The sequence below is a fragment of the Enterococcus sp. DIV0901a genome, from assembly GCF_051711525.1.
In the GTDB taxonomy this organism is placed as follows: Bacteria; Bacillota; Bacilli; order Lactobacillales; family Enterococcaceae; genus Enterococcus_B; species Enterococcus_B faecium.
In genome coordinates this window covers 720,682-738,523 of sequence record NZ_JBIOMW010000001.1, presented here as the reverse complement: position 1 = coordinate 738,523, position 17,842 = coordinate 720,682, and the positions used below count along the sequence as shown (strand labels likewise).

Genomic DNA, 17,842 nt, shown 5'->3' with positions numbered 1-17,842 from the left:
ACAATAGTCATCAAACATGAGAAGCTGTTTTTTGAAATTGCTCCTTGTGACGCGGAGTTAAACGGCAGGCTCACAACCTCTTCCTTAAACGGTGTTCAAAAGCTTGCATCTGCGATAATAAGCCCGGCTAAACGAAAAATATGAGGAGCTATTTTTGTTTGGCTGGGCTTATTTATTACTGAAAATAAGTGGTCAATGCTTGTGTCAAACTTGCAGCAATCTGCTGCTGATAACTGTCTGTTACTAATTCCTTTAAATCACTATCATTATTCATATAACCCATCTCGATTAAAATAGAAGGTTGAAGATTTTCTCGAAGAACTTGATAGTTCCCAGTGGAGATTCCTCTTGAATCCAGAGGCAGATCAGTGAAGGAGTCAGCAATTGTCTGTGCTAATGTTTCCTCTTGTCCATAGTAATAATATGTCGTGATTCCAGTTGCTTCATTCGCATATTCCGTAGAGTCTGCGTGTAAACTGATAAAGACATCTGCCTTTTTTTCTTCACTGTAGTCGCATATATCTCCAAGCTGTACTAATTCATCTGTAGTATGGGTCAAATAAACCGTTGCTCCAGCATCCTCTAGCACCTTTTTTACTTTTATGGCTGTACTTAATGTTATATCTTTTTCTTCTGTTTGTTCATCATTGCTTAATGCCCCAGTATCATTTCCTCCATGCCCAGGATCTAATACAATCACTGCATCAGATAGCTCTTCCGGTTTTGTTTGTATATTCTTTGTGACTTTGGTTCCATCTTCGAGGGCTAAATATCCAGTATAGCCATCATTTGTCTTGATTTGATAAGCATTTTTTGTTTCAGAAAGAAACTCCGTCAGCTCTCCGCCGTTTATAGTTGCAAGTGGGGTAGTTAGCGAGTCATCTGTATATAGTGTACGGTCATTTTTTCCGATTTTGACTAATGTCTCTTGTTCTGTGTCATCAGATGATTCCTTTGCCTTTGTAACCGTACTGTTCGTGCTGCTGACCGTTTGTCCAACTATCTTTTTTTGACCAAAAACATCTATTTGAAAACAGATAATAATGATAATGATTGCAAATACAAAAGCTCCAATTATTTTTTTCATTCTTGACTCTCACCTCGTAGATCCAGACTAAGGGTCAAAACTTAAAATCAGCTTAAGTACGCAAAAAAGGGGCTGTAAAAGATATAACCGTAGAAAATAACATTACTGCTAAAATGATTTTTTTCATTTTTGGCATATCCTGAAATCTCCTTTTGACTATTCGTGGTGATTCATCTACCCAATAAATAGTTTCCTTCATTCTACAAACAATTAATTTCTTCGTTATTAAATTAAAACCCTTCCTGGAACACCGACATAATAAATAAAAATATACCCTGATAATCATGAGAGAATAACAAATTTGTATTTATGAAAAACTACCTATATAAAAAAGCAAGATATAACGATCTTCGTCATATCTTGCTTCTTCACCTAACTATTTTTCTCCCTATATAACAGCTTTACGCTTCTCCTAATACACCATTCAAATATAAATCGATCAATTGCGCCACATTTAGCGGTTCTTCCACAGGTCTTTTCGACCGAGTGATGTAAGGTGCTAACACTAAGAAAAAATGCCTTGCTGCGATTTCTTTTGAAATCCCATTTCTTAGCACAGATTGGTTTGCTGAAAAGATTTCTTCAAAAGGTTCACGATAATTTTTCTTCCATAGAAAGAAAAGATGATCTCTTGTTTCCTTTGAAAGATTGCTTTCAAGATCGTGAAGCATCAGAAACAAATCGACCAGATGTGTCTCAATCAAAAACTGCGCCATTTTTGTCAAGGTTACTTGAAATCCCGTTTCGCTTGTTTGAACGATTTCTCTCAAAGCTTTTCCAACATCTTTTAAGTGGTTTTCTAAAACTGCCGTATATAGTTTTTCTTTATCACCGAAATAATGATAGAGATTGGGCTGGGTGATCCCAACTTTTTGTGCGATCTCTCTTGTTGAAGTGCCGAGATATCCCTTGGACATAAACAAGTCAGTCGCTTCTTTCAAAATTTTTTGCTGTGTATCTTTGTTGTATCGATGGATCATTTTTCCACCTGCTTTTTGGTTATTCTTTTTCTTTCAATACACCATCTTCCATCATAAATATTCTATCGCATTTGTCAATCAGCCGTGTATCGTGAGTAACCATGATCGTTGCTTTATTTTTGTCTTTTGATTCTTTTGCCAAGATATCGACTACTTCTCGTGCCTTTTCTGAATCCAAACTAGCAGTTGGTTCATCTGCTAGAATAATGGACGGATCATTGTACAATGCACGAGCGATTGCGACCCTTTGCCGTTCTCCACCAGATAGTTCTTCTGGATACTTGTTGATCAACTTATCCACGCCAAGCTGCTCAAATAATTCGTTTGCTTCTTTTTGACGATGTTCATGTTTAATCTTATCTACTAATAATAACTGCTTTTTTACTGTCAGAAAAGGAACCAGATTGGAAGCTTGCAAAATAAAGCCAATTTCTTTAAAACGTAGTTTAACGCGTTCACTTTCTTTTTGATTACTGAATTCTTGATCATTGATAAATACAGAGCCACTGCTAGGCGTCTGCAATCCGCCTGCCAAAGTCAAAAAAGTACTTTTACCTGAACCAGAAGGACCGATGATTGCAACAAATTCCCCTTTATCGATACTCATGGTTGTTTCTTTCAATGCTTTAACTACTTGGTCGCCATCTTGGAAACTTTTTTCTACTTCTTTAAATTCTATTGCTTTCATGTTCTTCCTCCTTCTTATCCAATTGCCTTCAACGGATCGATTTTTACGATTGTCCGAACAGAAAATAGTGCGCCTAACACAGCTACTACTAACATCAACAAGCTAATGACGCCAAAAAACAGCCAATTGCTTTGGAATGGAACCGCATCAGGTAGAACAAGGGATGTTCCCACTGTTCCTAATAGACCAAGAAGAATACCAACAAATGATAAAATGAATGTTTGTGCCACTACAGAACGCGCAATAAATCCTCCTGTGATCCCTTGTGCTTTCATTACACCAAAGATATTAATCTTTTGCATCGTCAGTACATAAATGAAAATCCCGATCACAATAGCCGCAATAACGATCAAAAATCCGATCATAAATCCAAAAGTCAATACTTGCGCATTATATCCAGGTAATTCATTGATGAATTTAGAAATTTTGATCTGTTCTAAATCTTCAGGTAAATTACTGATTTTACCTCTGACAACTATTGCGTTAATCCGTGCATTTTCACTTGTATCTTCTTTTTCGAAGCGGATTTCTTGGTAAGCATTGATGGTTGTATAGAGAACTGGTGAGACATTAAATTTGGCATGATCCGTAAAGCCAGTTAGTTTAAACGTCTTGTCACTACCAGATAACTTAACTGTATCTCCTACGGCTAGACCATATTCTTCTTTCAAACTAATATCGCCTACTGCCTCATCATCGTTATCAAAAGCTTTTCCTTCAACAAGATTGGGCATGATGAATTGATTTTTATCGATACCGAAGAAGCTAACATTGATTTTTCCTTCTTCTGTACTGTCTTTACTAGTCACGACTCCAGGTGTTTGGGCAAGATACGCCACTTTCCCACCTTCGACTTCTTCTGCTATCTTCTTAGTAATCATGGACATCCCTAAATTTGAATTTGCATCTTTCGAAAGCACAATCGAATCTGCCTCCCACTTGTCGACTGCTGTTCGATTATCTTGAGCTAAGCCATAAGCTAACCCAGTCAAAAAAAATACCAGGTAGGCGATCAAAAACATCACCCCTGCAACTAACGCATAACGTAACTTTGAATGCATAATTTCATTTAATGCTAAAAACATTTAACTCCTCCTCCTGAAATAATCATTTTATACAACAATTTTATCACTTGATAAATTTTTGGCGAATATTATGCTCAAAAAATTCTTCCGCTATTTCATTATATGAATTTTTTATTCTCGATTGATTAATATTTATTATATCCCCACACAATAAAAGACCGTGATATTTCTCACAGTCTTTTATCTACTCTATTGCTATTTGCTCTCTTAGCTAGTACTTTAAAAGCTAACTCATTGAGGTAGTGAAAACGAGAGGTGTATTCAGACAGAAATCCAAAATCCTCAACTGCTAGCTGTGGAATCGTAGTTTTGTGTTTCACGATATCCGCAAGCAGGTTCAAATCTGATAATAAGAATTCTTGGCTTATCAGCTGTCCGCCAATTATTTCTAATGTATCCGGATGGTAGATCAGCTTTGCATTTACTGTTTTATTTTCTTCATCGTATTGTGGAAATAGATCAAATTCTCCTGAACACGAACCGGTATTTTGTTCCAAGAATGGCGCTTCATCTTCTGTCAGCCCTACAGTTCCTAAAAAGTAGTCTATAATGACTGCTGCTGTTATCTTTTGTCTGAGGTCGTAAGCGGTTGGCTGACCACTCAAAGTTAGCGCTACTGCTCTTGCCATATGTACAGCTCGAGTAACTAAAGGTAAAAAGAGATGCCGTTTATTTTTGTCAAAACTGACTGGGACGATATCTCCAATCGCATAAATGTCCGGATCACTTGTCTGCAGATATTCATTGACTATCACAGTCTCATCCTCATACAAAGCCACTTTTTCTTTTAACAATGTCGTATTAGGACGAGTTTGGGCAGAAAAAATGACCATATCTGCCTTTATTGTTTGAGACAGAAGTTGTACGGATACTACTTTCTCTTCTGATTTTTTCCAATCGATCAAGAATTCATTTGGATAAAAATTTATTTGCTTAGTTTGCAGCTGATTTTGAAAACTGTTGATCATATCCTTATCGAAATATCTTGATAAAACATTCGGCATATAATCAACTAGATGAATAATGTATCCTTTATTTCTCAAAGCATCTGCTAATTCCAATCCAATGTAACCAGCACCGAAGATCACTACTTCTTTTGCTTCTTTTAAAGCGGCAAGTACTTGCTTAGATTGCACTAGATTTTTATAGGTGTAGACATTTTCAGCTTCAATTTGTTTATACAAGGTGACAGGAGAGGAACCTGTCGCTACGATTAATTTATCATAGGTTATGGTCTCGTTTTTTCCTTCTTTGGATGCGAGGATGAGCTGATGTTTGTCTGGATCAAGTTCAGTTACTCTCCATTCGGTGATCAGTTTTGCCCCACTTTCTTGAAGAGTCCGCATGTTATGGGCAACTTCAGCTAAACTACGTATCTTTCCTTTTAAATAAAGGTTGATTCCATTTGAAACATAGCCTAGTCCATCTTTATGATCTTCATCGATCAGTAAAACTTCTGCTTTCGGTTGAAGTTTTCTTAGATTTAGGGCAGCTGTGATGCCTGCATGGGAAGCACCAATGATCACGATTTTCATGTTTTATTCATCCTTAAATTCAATTTTTCTAAATAACATTCTTTTAAAAATTGGTTCAAATAGGGGAAATCATAATTATATTCGTTGCTAGTGAATACAAAAACTTTAGCGGACTTCTGTGACGGGTACTCTTTCAATTGGCTAGTCAAAATGATATCATACTGCTTTTCTTTCTCGTATTCGACTAAATCATATTTGATCGTATTCAGCAATTGTTCCTGGATGATTTCTTTCACGATATCCGCCATTAGCCTTTCATAAGGAAGATCATAAGCAATTTGCAGACGTAATTCTAACTGCTTGATCAGCGTCCGTAAAATAGATGCATAGCGAGCAAATAATTCAAAGCGGGCATTTTCCTCGTCTACTTCAGTAAAATCAACAATAGCAAATGTTTGTCTGACCAATCTTTCACATAAAACCAGGAATTGTTTATCTTCTACTTCAGTTAACCGCTGTTTTAATCCTTCTTGGCCAAAAATATTCATCCATCCTCTAAAATAGGCAAAATGAGCGTGATTTTGCATCACTGTCAACGCAATCTTTTGCGAAATCTCTTCTGGAAAAACATAAAAAGAGAAATATTCTTCTATCGATTGTTTAAACGTTCGATTCAATTGAGCTACTACGTCGTCTTTGTATTTTTCGCTTATCAAAAACTCCTGGACATGCGAGTTATGTGTATCTAATGTAAAGTTACTGATCATGAAAAGATAAAAAACCAACGTTTCATTTTGATTCCAAGGAAAGGCATATTGAAAGAAGTAACGGGTCAAAAATGTATGGAGGTCCAATAAAAATTGTGTCGTTTGAAACAATCCAACAGGAAGATTGCTATAATCTGGTTTGGATTTTTTCGTACAGCGCATTCGCTTCTTCATAATGGAAAGCCATATTTCAAATTTCAATCGTCCTTCTTCTGTAATAGCAAAACTAAACTCTTTTTGCAGCAGATCTAAAAAAGTGTTTCCTGATAAATCACTGTATTCTTTTTTGTTTTCAAGATAGGGACGTCCAAACCAAAATAATTGGAAATAAAAATAACGAATTTGACTTTCTGGACCGGTCAGCCGCCCGCTTTTTATTTTCAGATGAAACTCATTTAAAGAATCATTTAATTCCTTCACTCTGCGAGACAAAGTAGCCGAACTGATATTAAGTTCCATGACAAGTTTCTGCCGATCAAATGAGCCATTTTCCAACAGATAAAGAAGTATCTGATATTTTGTAGAATAGCGCAAGTAACAATGATAATAAACATCGACTGCTGCTATATTTCCATGTCTGATTAATAAAATATTCCCTTCTTGGATAACAATTTCCAATTGTTTGATATTTTCCAAGTTAGCTTGTAAATAAAACAGATCTTCTTTCAAGGTAGCCCGATCAACTGATAAGCGGGTAAGTACGTTATTAACGGAAACCTCTCCTTTTTCCTCTAATAAAAGTTGGAAAAGTTTGATTTGCCGTTGTTCATTTTTTTCAAGCAAACTGAAAAGTTCCAAGTCCACTCCTCCAAGCATTTCTGATTTTAACAGCAGAAGTTTCCTTCTCATCCTTGAAAAAGAGGATCTGTGACAGTTATCACAGATCCATACAAATTCTAATCACTTAGCTGGTTGGCCCAGCTGTCAGTTCCCATGTGACCATGCCTTGATACGTTGCGCCAGGTTGAGCATTCGTACTGCTATTTACCTCTAAGAGTAAACCATCGGTATCGGGAAAGTCAACGAGAACCTCTCCTTTAGCTGTTCCATCACTCTCATAAATCAACGTGTTTTGACCTTGCTGAATCAATTGCTTTGATCCAGAATGATTGAAGTATAATTTTGTTCCGCTTAATTCTTGACCTTGATCATTCTTAAATAAAGAAGTCAATGTACCTGTCAGTTGCCAAGGAGACGTGCTTGGAAGCCGAGTATCCCGCACATCAAAAGAAAAATCGCCTTTTGCTTCATAATAACTTGTCTTCAACGGTTTGGGGAGATCGTTACCAAATGTAAAATCATCTGGTACATTAACTAATGTTAATTCTTGTTTGGGGACAAGAATTGTTTTAGCAGATGTTTGGACAACTGGGTTAGGAAGCTTAGCACCATCTGCTAATGTAATATTGCTGGAAAGTACAGCTGCCTTTGTCAGTATGCTGACGGATTGTAAAGAAGTATCTACAGTATTTAATTGATAGTTGTAAGTAAGATGAATGGTATCTCCTATTTTGCTCAATAGATCTGCTGGGACAGAAACTCCTTGTTGAATGCCGGTATCTGCGATAGTTGTACCATTTAATTTTAAGGAATCATTGATATAAGTAGTATTTTCAGGAAGTGAGATCGTGATTTTTTTGTCGGTTATCGCATCCCCAGATTTTGTTAACGTGAATGTCACATTTTCTTGAATCGTATCTCCTGATAGAGCAGACAGGGGATCTCCTGTCTCAGGTTGTCTGCTAAGGTTTTTTAGCTGACTATCTGCACTCACAGATGGAAAATTAGCCACTGTTATTTGAGGAAGAGTGGTGATTCCAGCTTGTTCAGACTGCCATTTGTACGCAAAAGACGGATACATGTTAGTAAGTACATCGTCCACCAAGCGATAATCAAAATAATATTGCCCTGAAGCCAATGCAGGTAGTGTAGAAGTAGCTGTATTTACACCCCCGTTATTTGATTGGATCGTTTGGAAAAGTTGATCTGTCCATCCTGTCGCTAATTTTTGGGTTCCTTTCGAATAAAGCCTGTAATGGATCGAACCCTTTTTTAGTTCAGTTGCTGACCAATTGGCCGTGACTTGGTACGATGCAGAAGAAAGGAGCTTTCCCCACTGACTATCGGCTGTTAAGTTTGTTGGTAAAACCGTTCCGTCTAGCTTGTACTGCTCCAATACCTTTAAAGCAACAGGAGAAAGCAATCCGCCTTGCGCATCTTTCCCACTGTACACGATATTGGCTGTCTGATTCAATCCACTTGTGCTTGCTGGAGTATGAGTCAGTATTGCTCCTTGTGTAACGTTTTTTCCTGTAAAATAGTTGACTACGCGATCAAAGCGACTAAATGGCAACTGATCAAAACGTCCTTCAGTCAGCCCCATCGTCAATGTCCGACTATTGGTAGAGCCTGGAAGGTTCTGGTTATTTCCATCCACGTATTCTGTGGTATCAGCAAATGTATTATATTTTCCTGTTGAATCACTTGGTGAGATGTAACTATTCCACGTATTTATCTCTGCACTTGCAGAAAATGCATATGCTCCTGGATTCAAGTTTCCGCCAGTTAATTTAGGATAAAATCTACCTGCAGCTGGAGCTAAAATCGAATTGAACATACGATCTTGGATAATATTATTCGAATCATAAAAATCAACAGAAAAAACGGCCTTTTTAGACATAGAAGGTTGTAATTTACCCTTGGTCAAAATTTTGTTTGGACTCGTATCATATTTATCTCCGTTTTCTGTCATCTTCGCGACATTAGCTGTAACATCAAATTGAAGCGGGATATCGTCCACGTTGAATTCGCCTCGCGTAATAATAGCGATGATATCTGCCAATAGAGTATTTGTATCCCACGAACCCATCCCGAAACGCAAGGTATGGCTTCCTGCTGATAATAAACTTCCGCTAGTAACCTTGATGGGGGCACCGGCAATATACAAGTAGGCGTTGTTCCAGTCAATTGCTTTTAATACATCACTGCTTGATACATGTTCCGGCAAATTGATGATCGCCACAAATGCAAATCCTTGTGCAGTGATATTCACCAAATCAAGTACATTTGTTAGTTTCACATGGCTTTCCCAATGAAAACGGACCGTGCCACCTTTCCAAGGATCATTTGAACCATCGTTCAAATAAGTAGCAGTCAATTTAGGCAATTGGTTAGCCCCAGTTAGTTGGACAAGCTTCCCGCCATTGACTGCACTACGTCCACCATTTGGAGGTACGATATTTTCATACGTGTATGGATCATAAGAAATGGCAGGAGGCGTTGCTCCAACAGCTTCTGCCGAAGGTGAAAAGATAAATATACTTAAAACAAAAAGCGAAGTAAAAAAGAAGGAGCGAAAAAATGAAAATTTATTTTGTAGCAACATGTTCATCCTCCTTTTCCTTTCTTCTCCATAACAACAACCACGCAAGAAGCCATAATTCTATACCAATGATCAAATAAAGAAAACGGATCTTTTCTTCATTCGTCTCCGGGAATACGCCATGTTGATTAGATTCTTTATAAATCGGTAGCTGTGTCTGCTGTTTTGATGCGCCATTGACTGAACCACTTGGATGCGGAACTGGACTTAGATCATAAAATGTAATCGTACCTGAACTTTTGGTATCTGCTTGGACTGGCTCTTGCCAGCTGAAGAACAGCAAACTTGCAATAATCCCTCCCAATAAGATCGATGTTTTCAACGAAATCACCTCATCATGTTGTTTCTCCTTTTTTCTTTTTCTTGTGGACCCACAAAAACAGCAAAATCAACCATAACACTAGAACTGCAGCAACCAATCCTGCATAAAGCCATGGGAAAGATTGTTCTTGTACTGCAAAAACGGAATTTTCATTTACTTTTTGTGCTTTTTCTTTTTTGATCGTAAAGTTTTGTGTAAATCGCCATTCATTACTGTCGCCTGATTTTGCTATGATTTCTGCGCGGTAATCGCCGGCTTTTGCTTTATCACCAGCTAAATCAAGATTCAAGTGAAAATTCGAATTTGGTGCAACTAAAAATGCATTAGACGTATTTTCAATATAAAGCTGATTTTCATAAAAGATCTTGCTCGTAAATATCAAATTGCTGATAATCCTAGGCTGAGGATTTTGGAAACGAAGCTGAACAGTTGGCTTTGCGTTGACCTCGTCCAAATCTCCTGATAAAAGTTTCAGATCCGGTTCTATCGTCTCTTGACTTTCTTGTAAAACGACTGCGAGATTATAAGCAATACGATTTTTGATTTGTGCTCCTTCTGTAGCATTTTCTGTTTTAGCTTCTTCTTTAGGTGAAACATGAATACCCGCTAATACACGTCCCTTAAAGATTTTTGCTGGGATTTTCACTTCTATAGGTACAGTTGTTTCTGCATGTGCTGATACATTGATTTCCTTTTTCGCAATGAGCAAAACGTCACGGACATCAAACGGCAATGTCTCATCTAACGTTGGGTTTTTTTGACTATAATCGATCGTTCCACCATCACTCGTTATCGCCGGATTGACAGAGACCTCAAATGTTCGTTCTTCATCTGAAGAATTGCTGATAATTACTTCTAGTGTCTGATTTTGTTCCGGTGCCACTAATAAATCAAAATAACCGATTGCTTTATCTATTTGGTTCTCTGGAAATACCGGTTTGATTCCAAAGTCTCCTGCTGAATCCTTTGCTTGGCTGATTGACGGAAAAATGAAAAATAGACTTAAAATAGAAAAAAACGAAACAAACAGTCGTTTACTTTGATTCATTGTCCACCACATCCTTTCAACAACAACTGCGGTAAAAAATCCTTCACCTATAGTATTTTCACCGCAGTTTGTTGAATTTATTTCATACTCTATGCTACTGGGCCAGCCACGAGGTTCCAAGTCAAATCAGCCGTGAATGTTCCAGCTACTGCTTTCGGCACTTTCAGTGTGATATTTGCTGGATCATAAACAGAAAGCCATGTTCCCAGACCTTGATCTTTTGCTGCTGTAAATATTGGTGTCGCTGCACTTGCTTTACTCAACCCAGTTACAGTTTGACTAGTTGGTCCAGTGGATTCGTTATCTGACGTACTTTTAACAGTGGATGTTCCAAAATCTAATTCAGCGCCTTGCAAAACTTGTGAACCGTTTACAAAATCTGAAACCGAAACTGTCACGTTCCACCCTTGTGCTTGGCCATCTGCACCTACACCTCGACGATCTGATACTTGGAGATAAGGTGTATCGTTTTTTGAAGCGTCTACTTGATACGTTTTTGTTCCGCTTTCAATCTCGTGTGTACCAAATGGCAATTCAGGAACTACATCCAGTGTTAAAGGACCTGTCTGGCCAGTTGCTGGATTTTCCGGATCTGCTGGCTCTACTGATTTTGAAGGATCAGTAGGGTTAAGAGGCTCAACGGTATTTGTTGGTTCAGTAAAGGTAATATCTCCTTTTGAAGTCGCTTGACCCTCAGCAAAAGCTGGTGTTGCCAAGCCGCCTAGAAGAAGTGTTGAAAGTAATAATGTCCCAATCATGTTCTTTTTCATAATAAATCACTCCTTTTTCTTAGTGACCTAAGTATAGTAGAGACAGTATGCAAAAAATCCTCATGAATTCATCCGCTTACTTGAAATTATGACCCTTTTTGTATAAAAGAGAAAAAAACAATAAAATCGTTTACATGAATATTCTTCCTTTTTTATTAAGTATGAAAAAATATTTCAATTTTATTTTTTCGTTTCAAATTATTCTATTAGTGACATCCTTGAACTATAAAAATAGGAGTACGGCATCATCTGCCGCACTCCTATTTTTTTTGTCATTTATTTCTTAAATAAAATGATTCTCACGCAATTTTATTTTTTTGATATCTTCTACTGTTTGTGTTCCAGCTAATTGCATGACCATTTCCAATTCTGTTTTAAAGAAATCAAACACTTGATGGACTCCTGTACTTCCTCCTAAAGACAATCCATAAATAACGGGTCTGCCAATAGCAACAAGATCGGCACCTGATGCGATTGCTTTGAAAACATGTTGTCCACGTCGTACACCGCTGTCAAACACGATTGGTACACGTTTATCTACTGCTTCTGCCACATATTGCAACGAATCAAACGCAGCAGGCCCCCCATCTAATTGACGGCCACCATGGTTAGATACCCAAATTCCACCAGCACCAGATTCTAATGATCGATAGACATCTTCTTCTGATTGAACACCTTTCACGTAGACTGGCAAATCAGAATGAGCAGCGATAAATTCTACATCTTTTGGACTAAGTTTTTGTTTGGAAGATTTATATACAGCATCCATCGTTTGGCCTACTCCTGATTGATAAGCCTGAACGATTGGCATTGGCAGTGGGAAGGTAAACCCATTTCTGCGGTCTGTTTCACGGTTTCCTCCAACTGTTGCATCCGCTGTCAATACGATTGCTTTTGCTCCATTACGTTTGGCCACTTCAAGAATATCCAAATTGATTCCATTATCTTTGCTCATATAAAATTGAAACCATTGCGGTGCTTTCTCCCCGCCTGCTTCTCTTATCTCTTCTAAAGTACAAGAAGCATAAGAACTTGCTGTATAGATCGTCCCAAAATCTGCTACACCTTTTGCAGAAGCTTTCTCCGCCTTCACATGAGCTAAGCCATGAGCAGCAACTGGTGCCATGATGATTGGTGCAGTCAGCATTTCTTCGTCAAAATGTGTAGTTGTATCGGGTAATTCTACATCTCTTAATACATGAGGAATAATCAAACGATGATTGAATGCCCGTTCATTTTCTTGATAAGTAAATAAGTCGCCAGCACCACTGCTGATGTAACCATAACCACCAGCTGGAATCACTTGTGAAGCCGCGATTTCTAAATCTTCCATATTGATAAAATCTACTATTCCTTCATTTGTACCTGCTTGATATGTTTTTTCCATCTAAATGCCTTCTTTCTATAAAAATTGAATGACGAACAATATGATAGCGTTTACACTTTTTATATTACTCTTCGACATTGATACAGGCAAATAATCTGTTTACATTTCAGCCATTCCAGATGTCACTACTCTGGAAGAAATGATTGTAATAAAAATAGATAAAAAACCGATGGGACTTTGACAAAATTCGTGTCAAAGTCCCTTTTTTTGAATAAACGGTGTTCAAAAGCCATTTTCTCGGTATTAAGCCCAACCAAACGAAAAATAGGAGGAGCTATTTTTGTTTGGCTGTTCTTATTACTTGATGCAGGGCAGCTTTTTCACGACCTCTGATTCACGGTGTTTCTTTTTCATCAACATTTTTACGAAATACTGTGGAAGACTATTGAAATAAGTGTGGATTGTTTCTTTGTGTTTCAATCGTTTCTTGCCATTCTTCATTTAATTTTGGATTACCGTTTTCTTCCTTGAACTCATAAGGTCCTAATTCAAAAAGCCCAGACAGTATTTGATTCACGATTTCATATAGTTCAGTGTGATCAGACACATGATTCTTGAAGATCATCTCATTATCACCACGTTTGAACCTCACATTCGGGCTCTCATGATGAACCTCTATGCATTTTTCTCCTTTTTTTAACTGACGGACTTCTGAAAACATCTCATAAATATCTTCTCCAGTAAAACCTTCAGCAAGCGCCAGACTGTCCACAAGACCGCCTACTGTCAGTTCAGAGATTATTGCTTGATTGGAATCTAATTTTAATGTATAGCTTGTCGCTTCTACTACGCCACATGCATTGCAACCGCCTTCTGATAGTTCGCTTTTTCTAATCAATTGAACTTCTTTCATTTTCTCTTCCTCCTCTTAATTTTCTACTTATGTATTTTTATCACCTGACATAGGTGACTCCTATCAACGCTATCATGTGCTTTTTTCCTCAGAAATCCTATTTATCCATTCCATCTATCCCTTATTCTTCTACTTTTCTTTCTCTAGCATATAAGAGATACGCATAGTATTCAAGCAAGGATTGTCGATATAAAAAGAACAAATACTGCTATTTTGATTTCTTTTGGCTATATTACATATAAATAAAATTTATCATACCTGCTCTTTTTGACTATATCATCATCTGACTTCTATACTTCGTTTGTATTAAAACTTAGGAGGAATCATTCATGCTTACAGGGTTAAACTTATTAAATAATCCTTTTCTAAATAAAGGAACAGCTTTTACAAAAGAAGAACGGGCAAAATATGGAATCACTGGTATGCTTCCAAGTACTGTCCAAACACTGGAACAACAATCTGTTCAAGCTTATGGTCAATACTTAAGCAAACAAACAGATTTGGAAAAACGTATCTTCTTAATGAATCTATTCAATACGAATCGGACATTGTTTTATAAATTGATGGGCGAACATTTAGTTGAATTCATGCCTGTCGTTTATGATCCTGTCGTTGCGGATTCAATCGAACAATACAACGAAATTTTCTTGAAACCGCAAGATGCTGCATTTCTTTCAATCGACGAACCAGAAAACATCAAAGCAAGTTTGAAGAACGCGGCAGATGGACGAGACATTCGTTTGATTGTTGTGACTGATGCAGAAGGAATCTTAGGTATGGGCGACTGGGGTGTGAACGGTGTTGACATCGCTATCGGCAAATTGATGGTCTATACTGCTGCTGCTGGTATTAATCCAGCACAAGTTTTGCCTGTATCGATCGACGCTGGTACTAATAATGAAGAATTATTGAATAATCCCTTATACTTAGGCAATCGTCATGCTCGTGTAGAAGGCGAAACTTACTATGAATTCATCGATCAATTCGTTCAATCAGCTACCGAATTATTCCCAGAATTGTTATTGCATTGGGAAGATTTTGGACGAGGAAATGCTGCAGCGATCTTAGAAAAATACGAAGATCAAATCACTACTTTCAACGACGATATCCAAGGTACAGGAATTGTTGTCCTAGCAGGTGTATTAGGCGGATTGAATATATCCGGTGAACAATTGAAAGATCAAATAATTTTGACATTTGGTGCTGGTACTGCTGGTGTGGGTATCGCAAACATCCTTTTAGATGAGATGATCCGTCAAGGTGTACCTGAAGAAGAAGCACGCCAACATTTCTATCAAGTAGATAAACAAGGTTTATTGTTTGAAGATACAGAAGGATTGACTCCTGGTCAAATCCCATTCGCTCGCAAACGCTCAGAATTCACTAATGCTGATGAATTGACAAACTTAGAAGCAGTTGTAAAAGCGATCCATCCGACAATCATGATTGGTACTTCTACCCAACCTGGAGCATTTACTGAAGAAATCGTGAAAGAAATGGCTGCTCATACACCACGTCCGATCATCATGCCTTTGTCTAATCCAACAAAATTGGCAGAAGCAAAAGCAAAAGATTTAATAGAATGGACGGACGGAAAAGCATTAGTTGGAACAGGTATCCCTGCTGCTGATGTTGAATATAACGGTGTAACTTACCAAATCGGTCAAGCAAATAATGCTTTGATGTACCCAGGTTTAGGACTTGGTTTGATTGCTTCAACAGCTACACGAGTAAATGCTGAAATCATTTCTCAAGCTAGTCGAGCATTAGGCGGAATCGTTGATGTAACAAAACCAGGAGCAGCTATCTTGCCTCCAGTAGCAAAAATCACTGAATTTTCTCAGACGATTGCTGAAACTGTCGCAAAATCAGTTGTCGCACAAAACTTGAATCGTGAAGAAATCACGGATATCAAAGAAGCAGTTGAATCTGCTAAATGGGTTCCTGAATATAAATCTTTAGAAGATTAAGATCGTTATAGTAAAAGAACATACAGAAACTTTGTATGACGTCTAAAAAGAAAAAAGCGACTGCGGCAAAACAGCGGCCAGCCAACTCCTGCTCTTTTGCCGCTTTTCTTTGGCTTTTTTCATATGATACAGAATAAGAAAGGATCTGTAAAAATGGCACAAAAAACAACAACTGCAACTGCAGTTGAGGAAAAGAAAAAAGAAGGTTTTTGGTCCACAAAAATCACCGGCGTAAGTTTGCCACTTTATTTGATCATGGTCCTTGTCCTGATCATTGCAATGGCTTTAGGGAAATTACCGACGAATATGATTGGACCAATCGCAGTTTTGGTTATTTTCGGTAATTTATTTCATTTTATCGGGACAAAAATCCCTATCGTCAAAAGTTATTTGGGTGGTGGTTCCGTTTTTGCGATCTTCGCTTCTGCTGCGATTGCTACATTTGGGATCTTACCTGAATATGTAGTGAAATCCACAGAAAACTTTGTCAGCAATATGGGCTTTTTGGACTTTTATATTGCTGCCTTGATTACTGGTAGCATCCTTGGTATGAACCGTAATCTATTGATGAAAGCTTCTGTTCGTTTTATTCCCGTTGCACTTATTTCAATGGTCGTCTCCTTTTTTGCCGTAGGACTCGTGGGCATGCTTATCGGAAATGGTTTTGCAAATTCCGTTTTATACATCTCATTACCTGCGATGGCTGGTGGTGTTGGAGCCGGAGCCGTTCCTTTATCAACGATTTATGCAAATGTTTTAGGTACGGATGCTTCTTCTATCATTTCCCGCCTGATTCCTGCTACAGCAATGACAAATGTCTTAGCTATCATCGGTGCAGCATTAGTTGCTCGTGCTGGACAATCAATGCCAAAATTCAACGGCAATGGTAAATTAATGGAAAAAGGCGATCTTGGCGATGGAAAACCTCGAACTGTGAAACCTTCCATTCCACAGTTAGGTGTTGGTTTGATGGTATCATTGACTTTCTTCATCTTAGGACAAATTGGTAACTATTTTGTTCCTAAAGTCCATGCATACGCATTTATGATTATTATCGTTGTCATCTGTAAAATCGCCAACCTATTACCAGAATATTATGAAGATGCAGCTATCATGTTCAATAACTTGATTGTCAAAAACTTGACAGCAGCTGTTCTTGCCGGTATCGGTATTGCGTTGCTGAATCTGAATGTATTAGCTTCTGCTTTGACATGGCAATTTGTTGTCTTATGTCTGACAAGTGTTATCGCGATTTCAGTTGTTTCAGGATTTGTCGGTCGTTTGTTTGGTTTATATCCAATTGAATCAACTATTACTGCTGGCTTATGCAACAACTCGATGGGCGGAACAGGAAATGTAGCCGTCTTATCTGCAGCTAATCGGATGGAACTTATTGCTTTTGCTCAAATGGGCAATCGACTTGGTGGTGCCATCGTTTTGATCATCTCTGGTTTCTTGATGCAATTACTTTCTTAGTCAAAAAAACAAAAATACCTGATCATCAAGTATCGGCTTGATGATCGGGTATTTTTGTGATAAAGATTTACAGGATTTTCAAAAATCTTTTTTGCATTTTATCGGAATGATAACCGATGTGTTCATAAAATTGGTGTGCTTCTACTCTGTATTCTGCAGAATTAAGCCTTATTGCCGTTATTCCTCGTTTTTTCGCTTCTTCTACGCCAGTCATCAAAGCCTTTCCGATGCCTCTTTTTTCAGCATATTTAGACACAGCAAGTGCCATAATATTGAACATTGGATCGCTAAAAATCGATTCATAGGACTCCGCTTGTACATAGCCAGCTGCTTTTTTAGAAGTAGGATCTTCATAAACCAAGAAAAAATTTTTCTCTGGCTCCTTAAGCAGTTTCTTCATTTGTCTCACCGTAACGGTTAATGGTATATCATACCCTAATTGATCCGCATTGATTTCACGTAGTGCTTCTGCATCTTCTAAACGCATTTCCCGCAACATCCAAATCACCAGCCAATTTCTGATTTTTTAAAATGAATTTTTTTATCATAGTA

Annotated in this window: 15 protein-coding genes; 2 read left to right on the top strand and 13 right to left on the bottom strand. The window is 37.8% G+C overall.

Annotation, left to right across the window (positions count from 1 at the left end):
* Nucleotides 1-175 precede the first annotated feature (175 nt).
* From IGL70_RS03440 to IGL70_RS03385, 12 genes are all read right to left on the bottom strand, one after another.
* Nucleotides 176-1,087: an N-acetylmuramoyl-L-alanine amidase family protein gene (locus IGL70_RS03440; protein WP_002300433.1), complete on the bottom strand. Its 912-nt coding sequence runs from the start codon at nucleotides 1,085-1,087 to the stop codon at nucleotides 176-178.
* Between the two features lie 401 nt (nucleotides 1,088-1,488).
* Nucleotides 1,489-2,067, bottom strand: a complete 579-nt coding sequence (locus IGL70_RS03435) for a TetR/AcrR family transcriptional regulator (RefSeq protein ID WP_002306167.1) — start codon at nucleotides 2,065-2,067, stop codon at nucleotides 1,489-1,491.
* Between the two features lie 19 nt (nucleotides 2,068-2,086).
* The gene (locus tag IGL70_RS03430; protein WP_002295078.1) at nucleotides 2,087-2,755 is read right to left on the bottom strand and encodes an ABC transporter ATP-binding protein; all 669 of its coding nucleotides are present in this window, start codon (nucleotides 2,753-2,755) and stop codon (nucleotides 2,087-2,089) included.
* Between the two features lie 14 nt (nucleotides 2,756-2,769).
* Complete coding sequence (locus tag IGL70_RS03425; RefSeq protein ID WP_002296464.1) at nucleotides 2,770-3,840, bottom strand: ABC transporter permease; 1,071 nt, start codon at nucleotides 3,838-3,840, stop codon at nucleotides 2,770-2,772.
* 170 nt (nucleotides 3,841-4,010) lie between these two features.
* Nucleotides 4,011-5,375: an NAD(P)/FAD-dependent oxidoreductase gene (locus IGL70_RS03420; protein WP_002323810.1), complete on the bottom strand. Its 1,365-nt coding sequence runs from the start codon at nucleotides 5,373-5,375 to the stop codon at nucleotides 4,011-4,013.
* Nucleotides 5,372-6,931: a helix-turn-helix domain-containing protein gene (locus tag IGL70_RS03415; protein ID WP_016925810.1), complete on the bottom strand. Its 1,560-nt coding sequence runs from the start codon at nucleotides 6,929-6,931 to the stop codon at nucleotides 5,372-5,374. The genes IGL70_RS03420 and IGL70_RS03415 overlap by 4 nt, the downstream gene beginning before the upstream one ends.
* A gap of 55 nt (nucleotides 6,932-6,986) precedes the next feature.
* Entirely contained in the window at nucleotides 6,987-9,467 is a 2,481-nt protein-coding gene (locus IGL70_RS03410) for a hypothetical protein (RefSeq protein ID WP_104873695.1), read from the bottom strand.
* Entirely contained in the window at nucleotides 9,451-9,786 is a 336-nt protein-coding gene (locus tag IGL70_RS03405; RefSeq protein WP_002301068.1) for a hypothetical protein, read from the bottom strand. Before IGL70_RS03405 ends, IGL70_RS03410 begins: the two co-directional genes overlap by 17 nt.
* Before the next feature lie 13 nt (nucleotides 9,787-9,799).
* The gene (locus IGL70_RS03400; RefSeq protein ID WP_104873696.1) at nucleotides 9,800-10,834 is read right to left on the bottom strand and encodes a DUF916 and DUF3324 domain-containing protein; all 1,035 of its coding nucleotides are present in this window, start codon (nucleotides 10,832-10,834) and stop codon (nucleotides 9,800-9,802) included.
* An 89-nt stretch (nucleotides 10,835-10,923) separates the two neighbouring features.
* A complete protein-coding gene (locus tag IGL70_RS03395; RefSeq protein WP_104873697.1) occupies nucleotides 10,924-11,604 on the bottom strand; it encodes a WxL domain-containing protein in 681 nt (226 codons plus the stop codon).
* 283 nt (nucleotides 11,605-11,887) lie between these two features.
* A complete protein-coding gene (locus IGL70_RS03390; protein ID WP_104873699.1) occupies nucleotides 11,888-12,991 on the bottom strand; it encodes an alpha-hydroxy-acid oxidizing protein in 1,104 nt (367 codons plus the stop codon).
* Between the two features lie 382 nt (nucleotides 12,992-13,373).
* Nucleotides 13,374-13,844 carry a DUF4809 family protein gene (locus IGL70_RS03385; RefSeq protein WP_002306157.1) on the bottom strand — a complete coding sequence of 157 codons (471 nt, stop codon included), beginning with the start codon at nucleotides 13,842-13,844 and terminating at the stop codon, nucleotides 13,374-13,376.
* 329 nt (nucleotides 13,845-14,173) lie between these two features.
* Here IGL70_RS03385 and IGL70_RS03380 point away from each other — a divergent pair, with 329 nt between their 5' ends.
* Both IGL70_RS03380 and IGL70_RS03375 read left to right on the top strand, forming a co-directional pair.
* Nucleotides 14,174-15,814, top strand: a complete 1,641-nt coding sequence (locus IGL70_RS03380) for a malolactic enzyme (RefSeq protein WP_002306156.1) — start codon at nucleotides 14,174-14,176, stop codon at nucleotides 15,812-15,814.
* 153 nt (nucleotides 15,815-15,967) lie between these two features.
* Nucleotides 15,968-17,290 carry a 2-hydroxycarboxylate transporter family protein gene (locus tag IGL70_RS03375; protein WP_002301062.1) on the top strand — a complete coding sequence of 441 codons (1,323 nt, stop codon included), beginning with the start codon at nucleotides 15,968-15,970 and terminating at the stop codon, nucleotides 17,288-17,290.
* Between the two features lie 67 nt (nucleotides 17,291-17,357).
* Here the strand turns inward: IGL70_RS03375 and IGL70_RS03370 are convergent, their stop codons facing one another.
* On the bottom strand, nucleotides 17,358-17,789 hold the full coding sequence (locus tag IGL70_RS03370) for a GNAT family N-acetyltransferase (protein WP_025480023.1): 432 nt from the start codon (nucleotides 17,787-17,789) through the stop codon (nucleotides 17,358-17,360).
* Nucleotides 17,790-17,842: the final 53 nt, after the last annotated feature.

Bases quoted from the DNA above. Each gene is read 5' to 3' on its own strand.
- IGL70_RS03440 (WP_002300433.1), bottom strand. From the start codon at position 1,087: ATGAAAAAAATAATTGGAGCTTTTGTATTTGCAATCATTATCATTATT.
- IGL70_RS03435 (WP_002306167.1), bottom strand. From the start codon at position 2,067: ATGATCCATCGATACAACAAAGATACACAGCAAAAAATTTTGAAAGAA.
- IGL70_RS03430 (WP_002295078.1), bottom strand. From the start codon at position 2,755: ATGAAAGCAATAGAATTTAAAGAAGTAGAAAAAAGTTTCCAAGATGGC.
- IGL70_RS03425 (WP_002296464.1), bottom strand. From the start codon at position 3,840: ATGTTTTTAGCATTAAATGAAATTATGCATTCAAAGTTACGTTATGCG.
- IGL70_RS03420 (WP_002323810.1), bottom strand. From the start codon at position 5,375: ATGAAAATCGTGATCATTGGTGCTTCCCATGCAGGCATCACAGCTGCC.
- IGL70_RS03415 (WP_016925810.1), bottom strand. From the start codon at position 6,931: ATGAGAAGGAAACTTCTGCTGTTAAAATCAGAAATGCTTGGAGGAGTG.
- IGL70_RS03410 (WP_104873695.1), bottom strand. From the start codon at position 9,467: ATGTTGCTACAAAATAAATTTTCATTTTTTCGCTCCTTCTTTTTTACT.
- IGL70_RS03400 (WP_104873696.1), bottom strand. From the start codon at position 10,834: ATGAATCAAAGTAAACGACTGTTTGTTTCGTTTTTTTCTATTTTAAGT.
- IGL70_RS03395 (WP_104873697.1), bottom strand. From the start codon at position 11,604: ATGAAAAAGAACATGATTGGGACATTATTACTTTCAACACTTCTTCTA.
- IGL70_RS03390 (WP_104873699.1), bottom strand. From the start codon at position 12,991: ATGGAAAAAACATATCAAGCAGGTACAAATGAAGGAATAGTAGATTTT.
- IGL70_RS03385 (WP_002306157.1), bottom strand. From the start codon at position 13,844: ATGAAAGAAGTTCAATTGATTAGAAAAAGCGAACTATCAGAAGGCGGT.
- IGL70_RS03380 (WP_002306156.1), top strand. From the start codon at position 14,174: ATGCTTACAGGGTTAAACTTATTAAATAATCCTTTTCTAAATAAAGGA.
- IGL70_RS03375 (WP_002301062.1), top strand. From the start codon at position 15,968: ATGGCACAAAAAACAACAACTGCAACTGCAGTTGAGGAAAAGAAAAAA.
- IGL70_RS03370 (WP_025480023.1), bottom strand. From the start codon at position 17,789: ATGTTGCGGGAAATGCGTTTAGAAGATGCAGAAGCACTACGTGAAATC.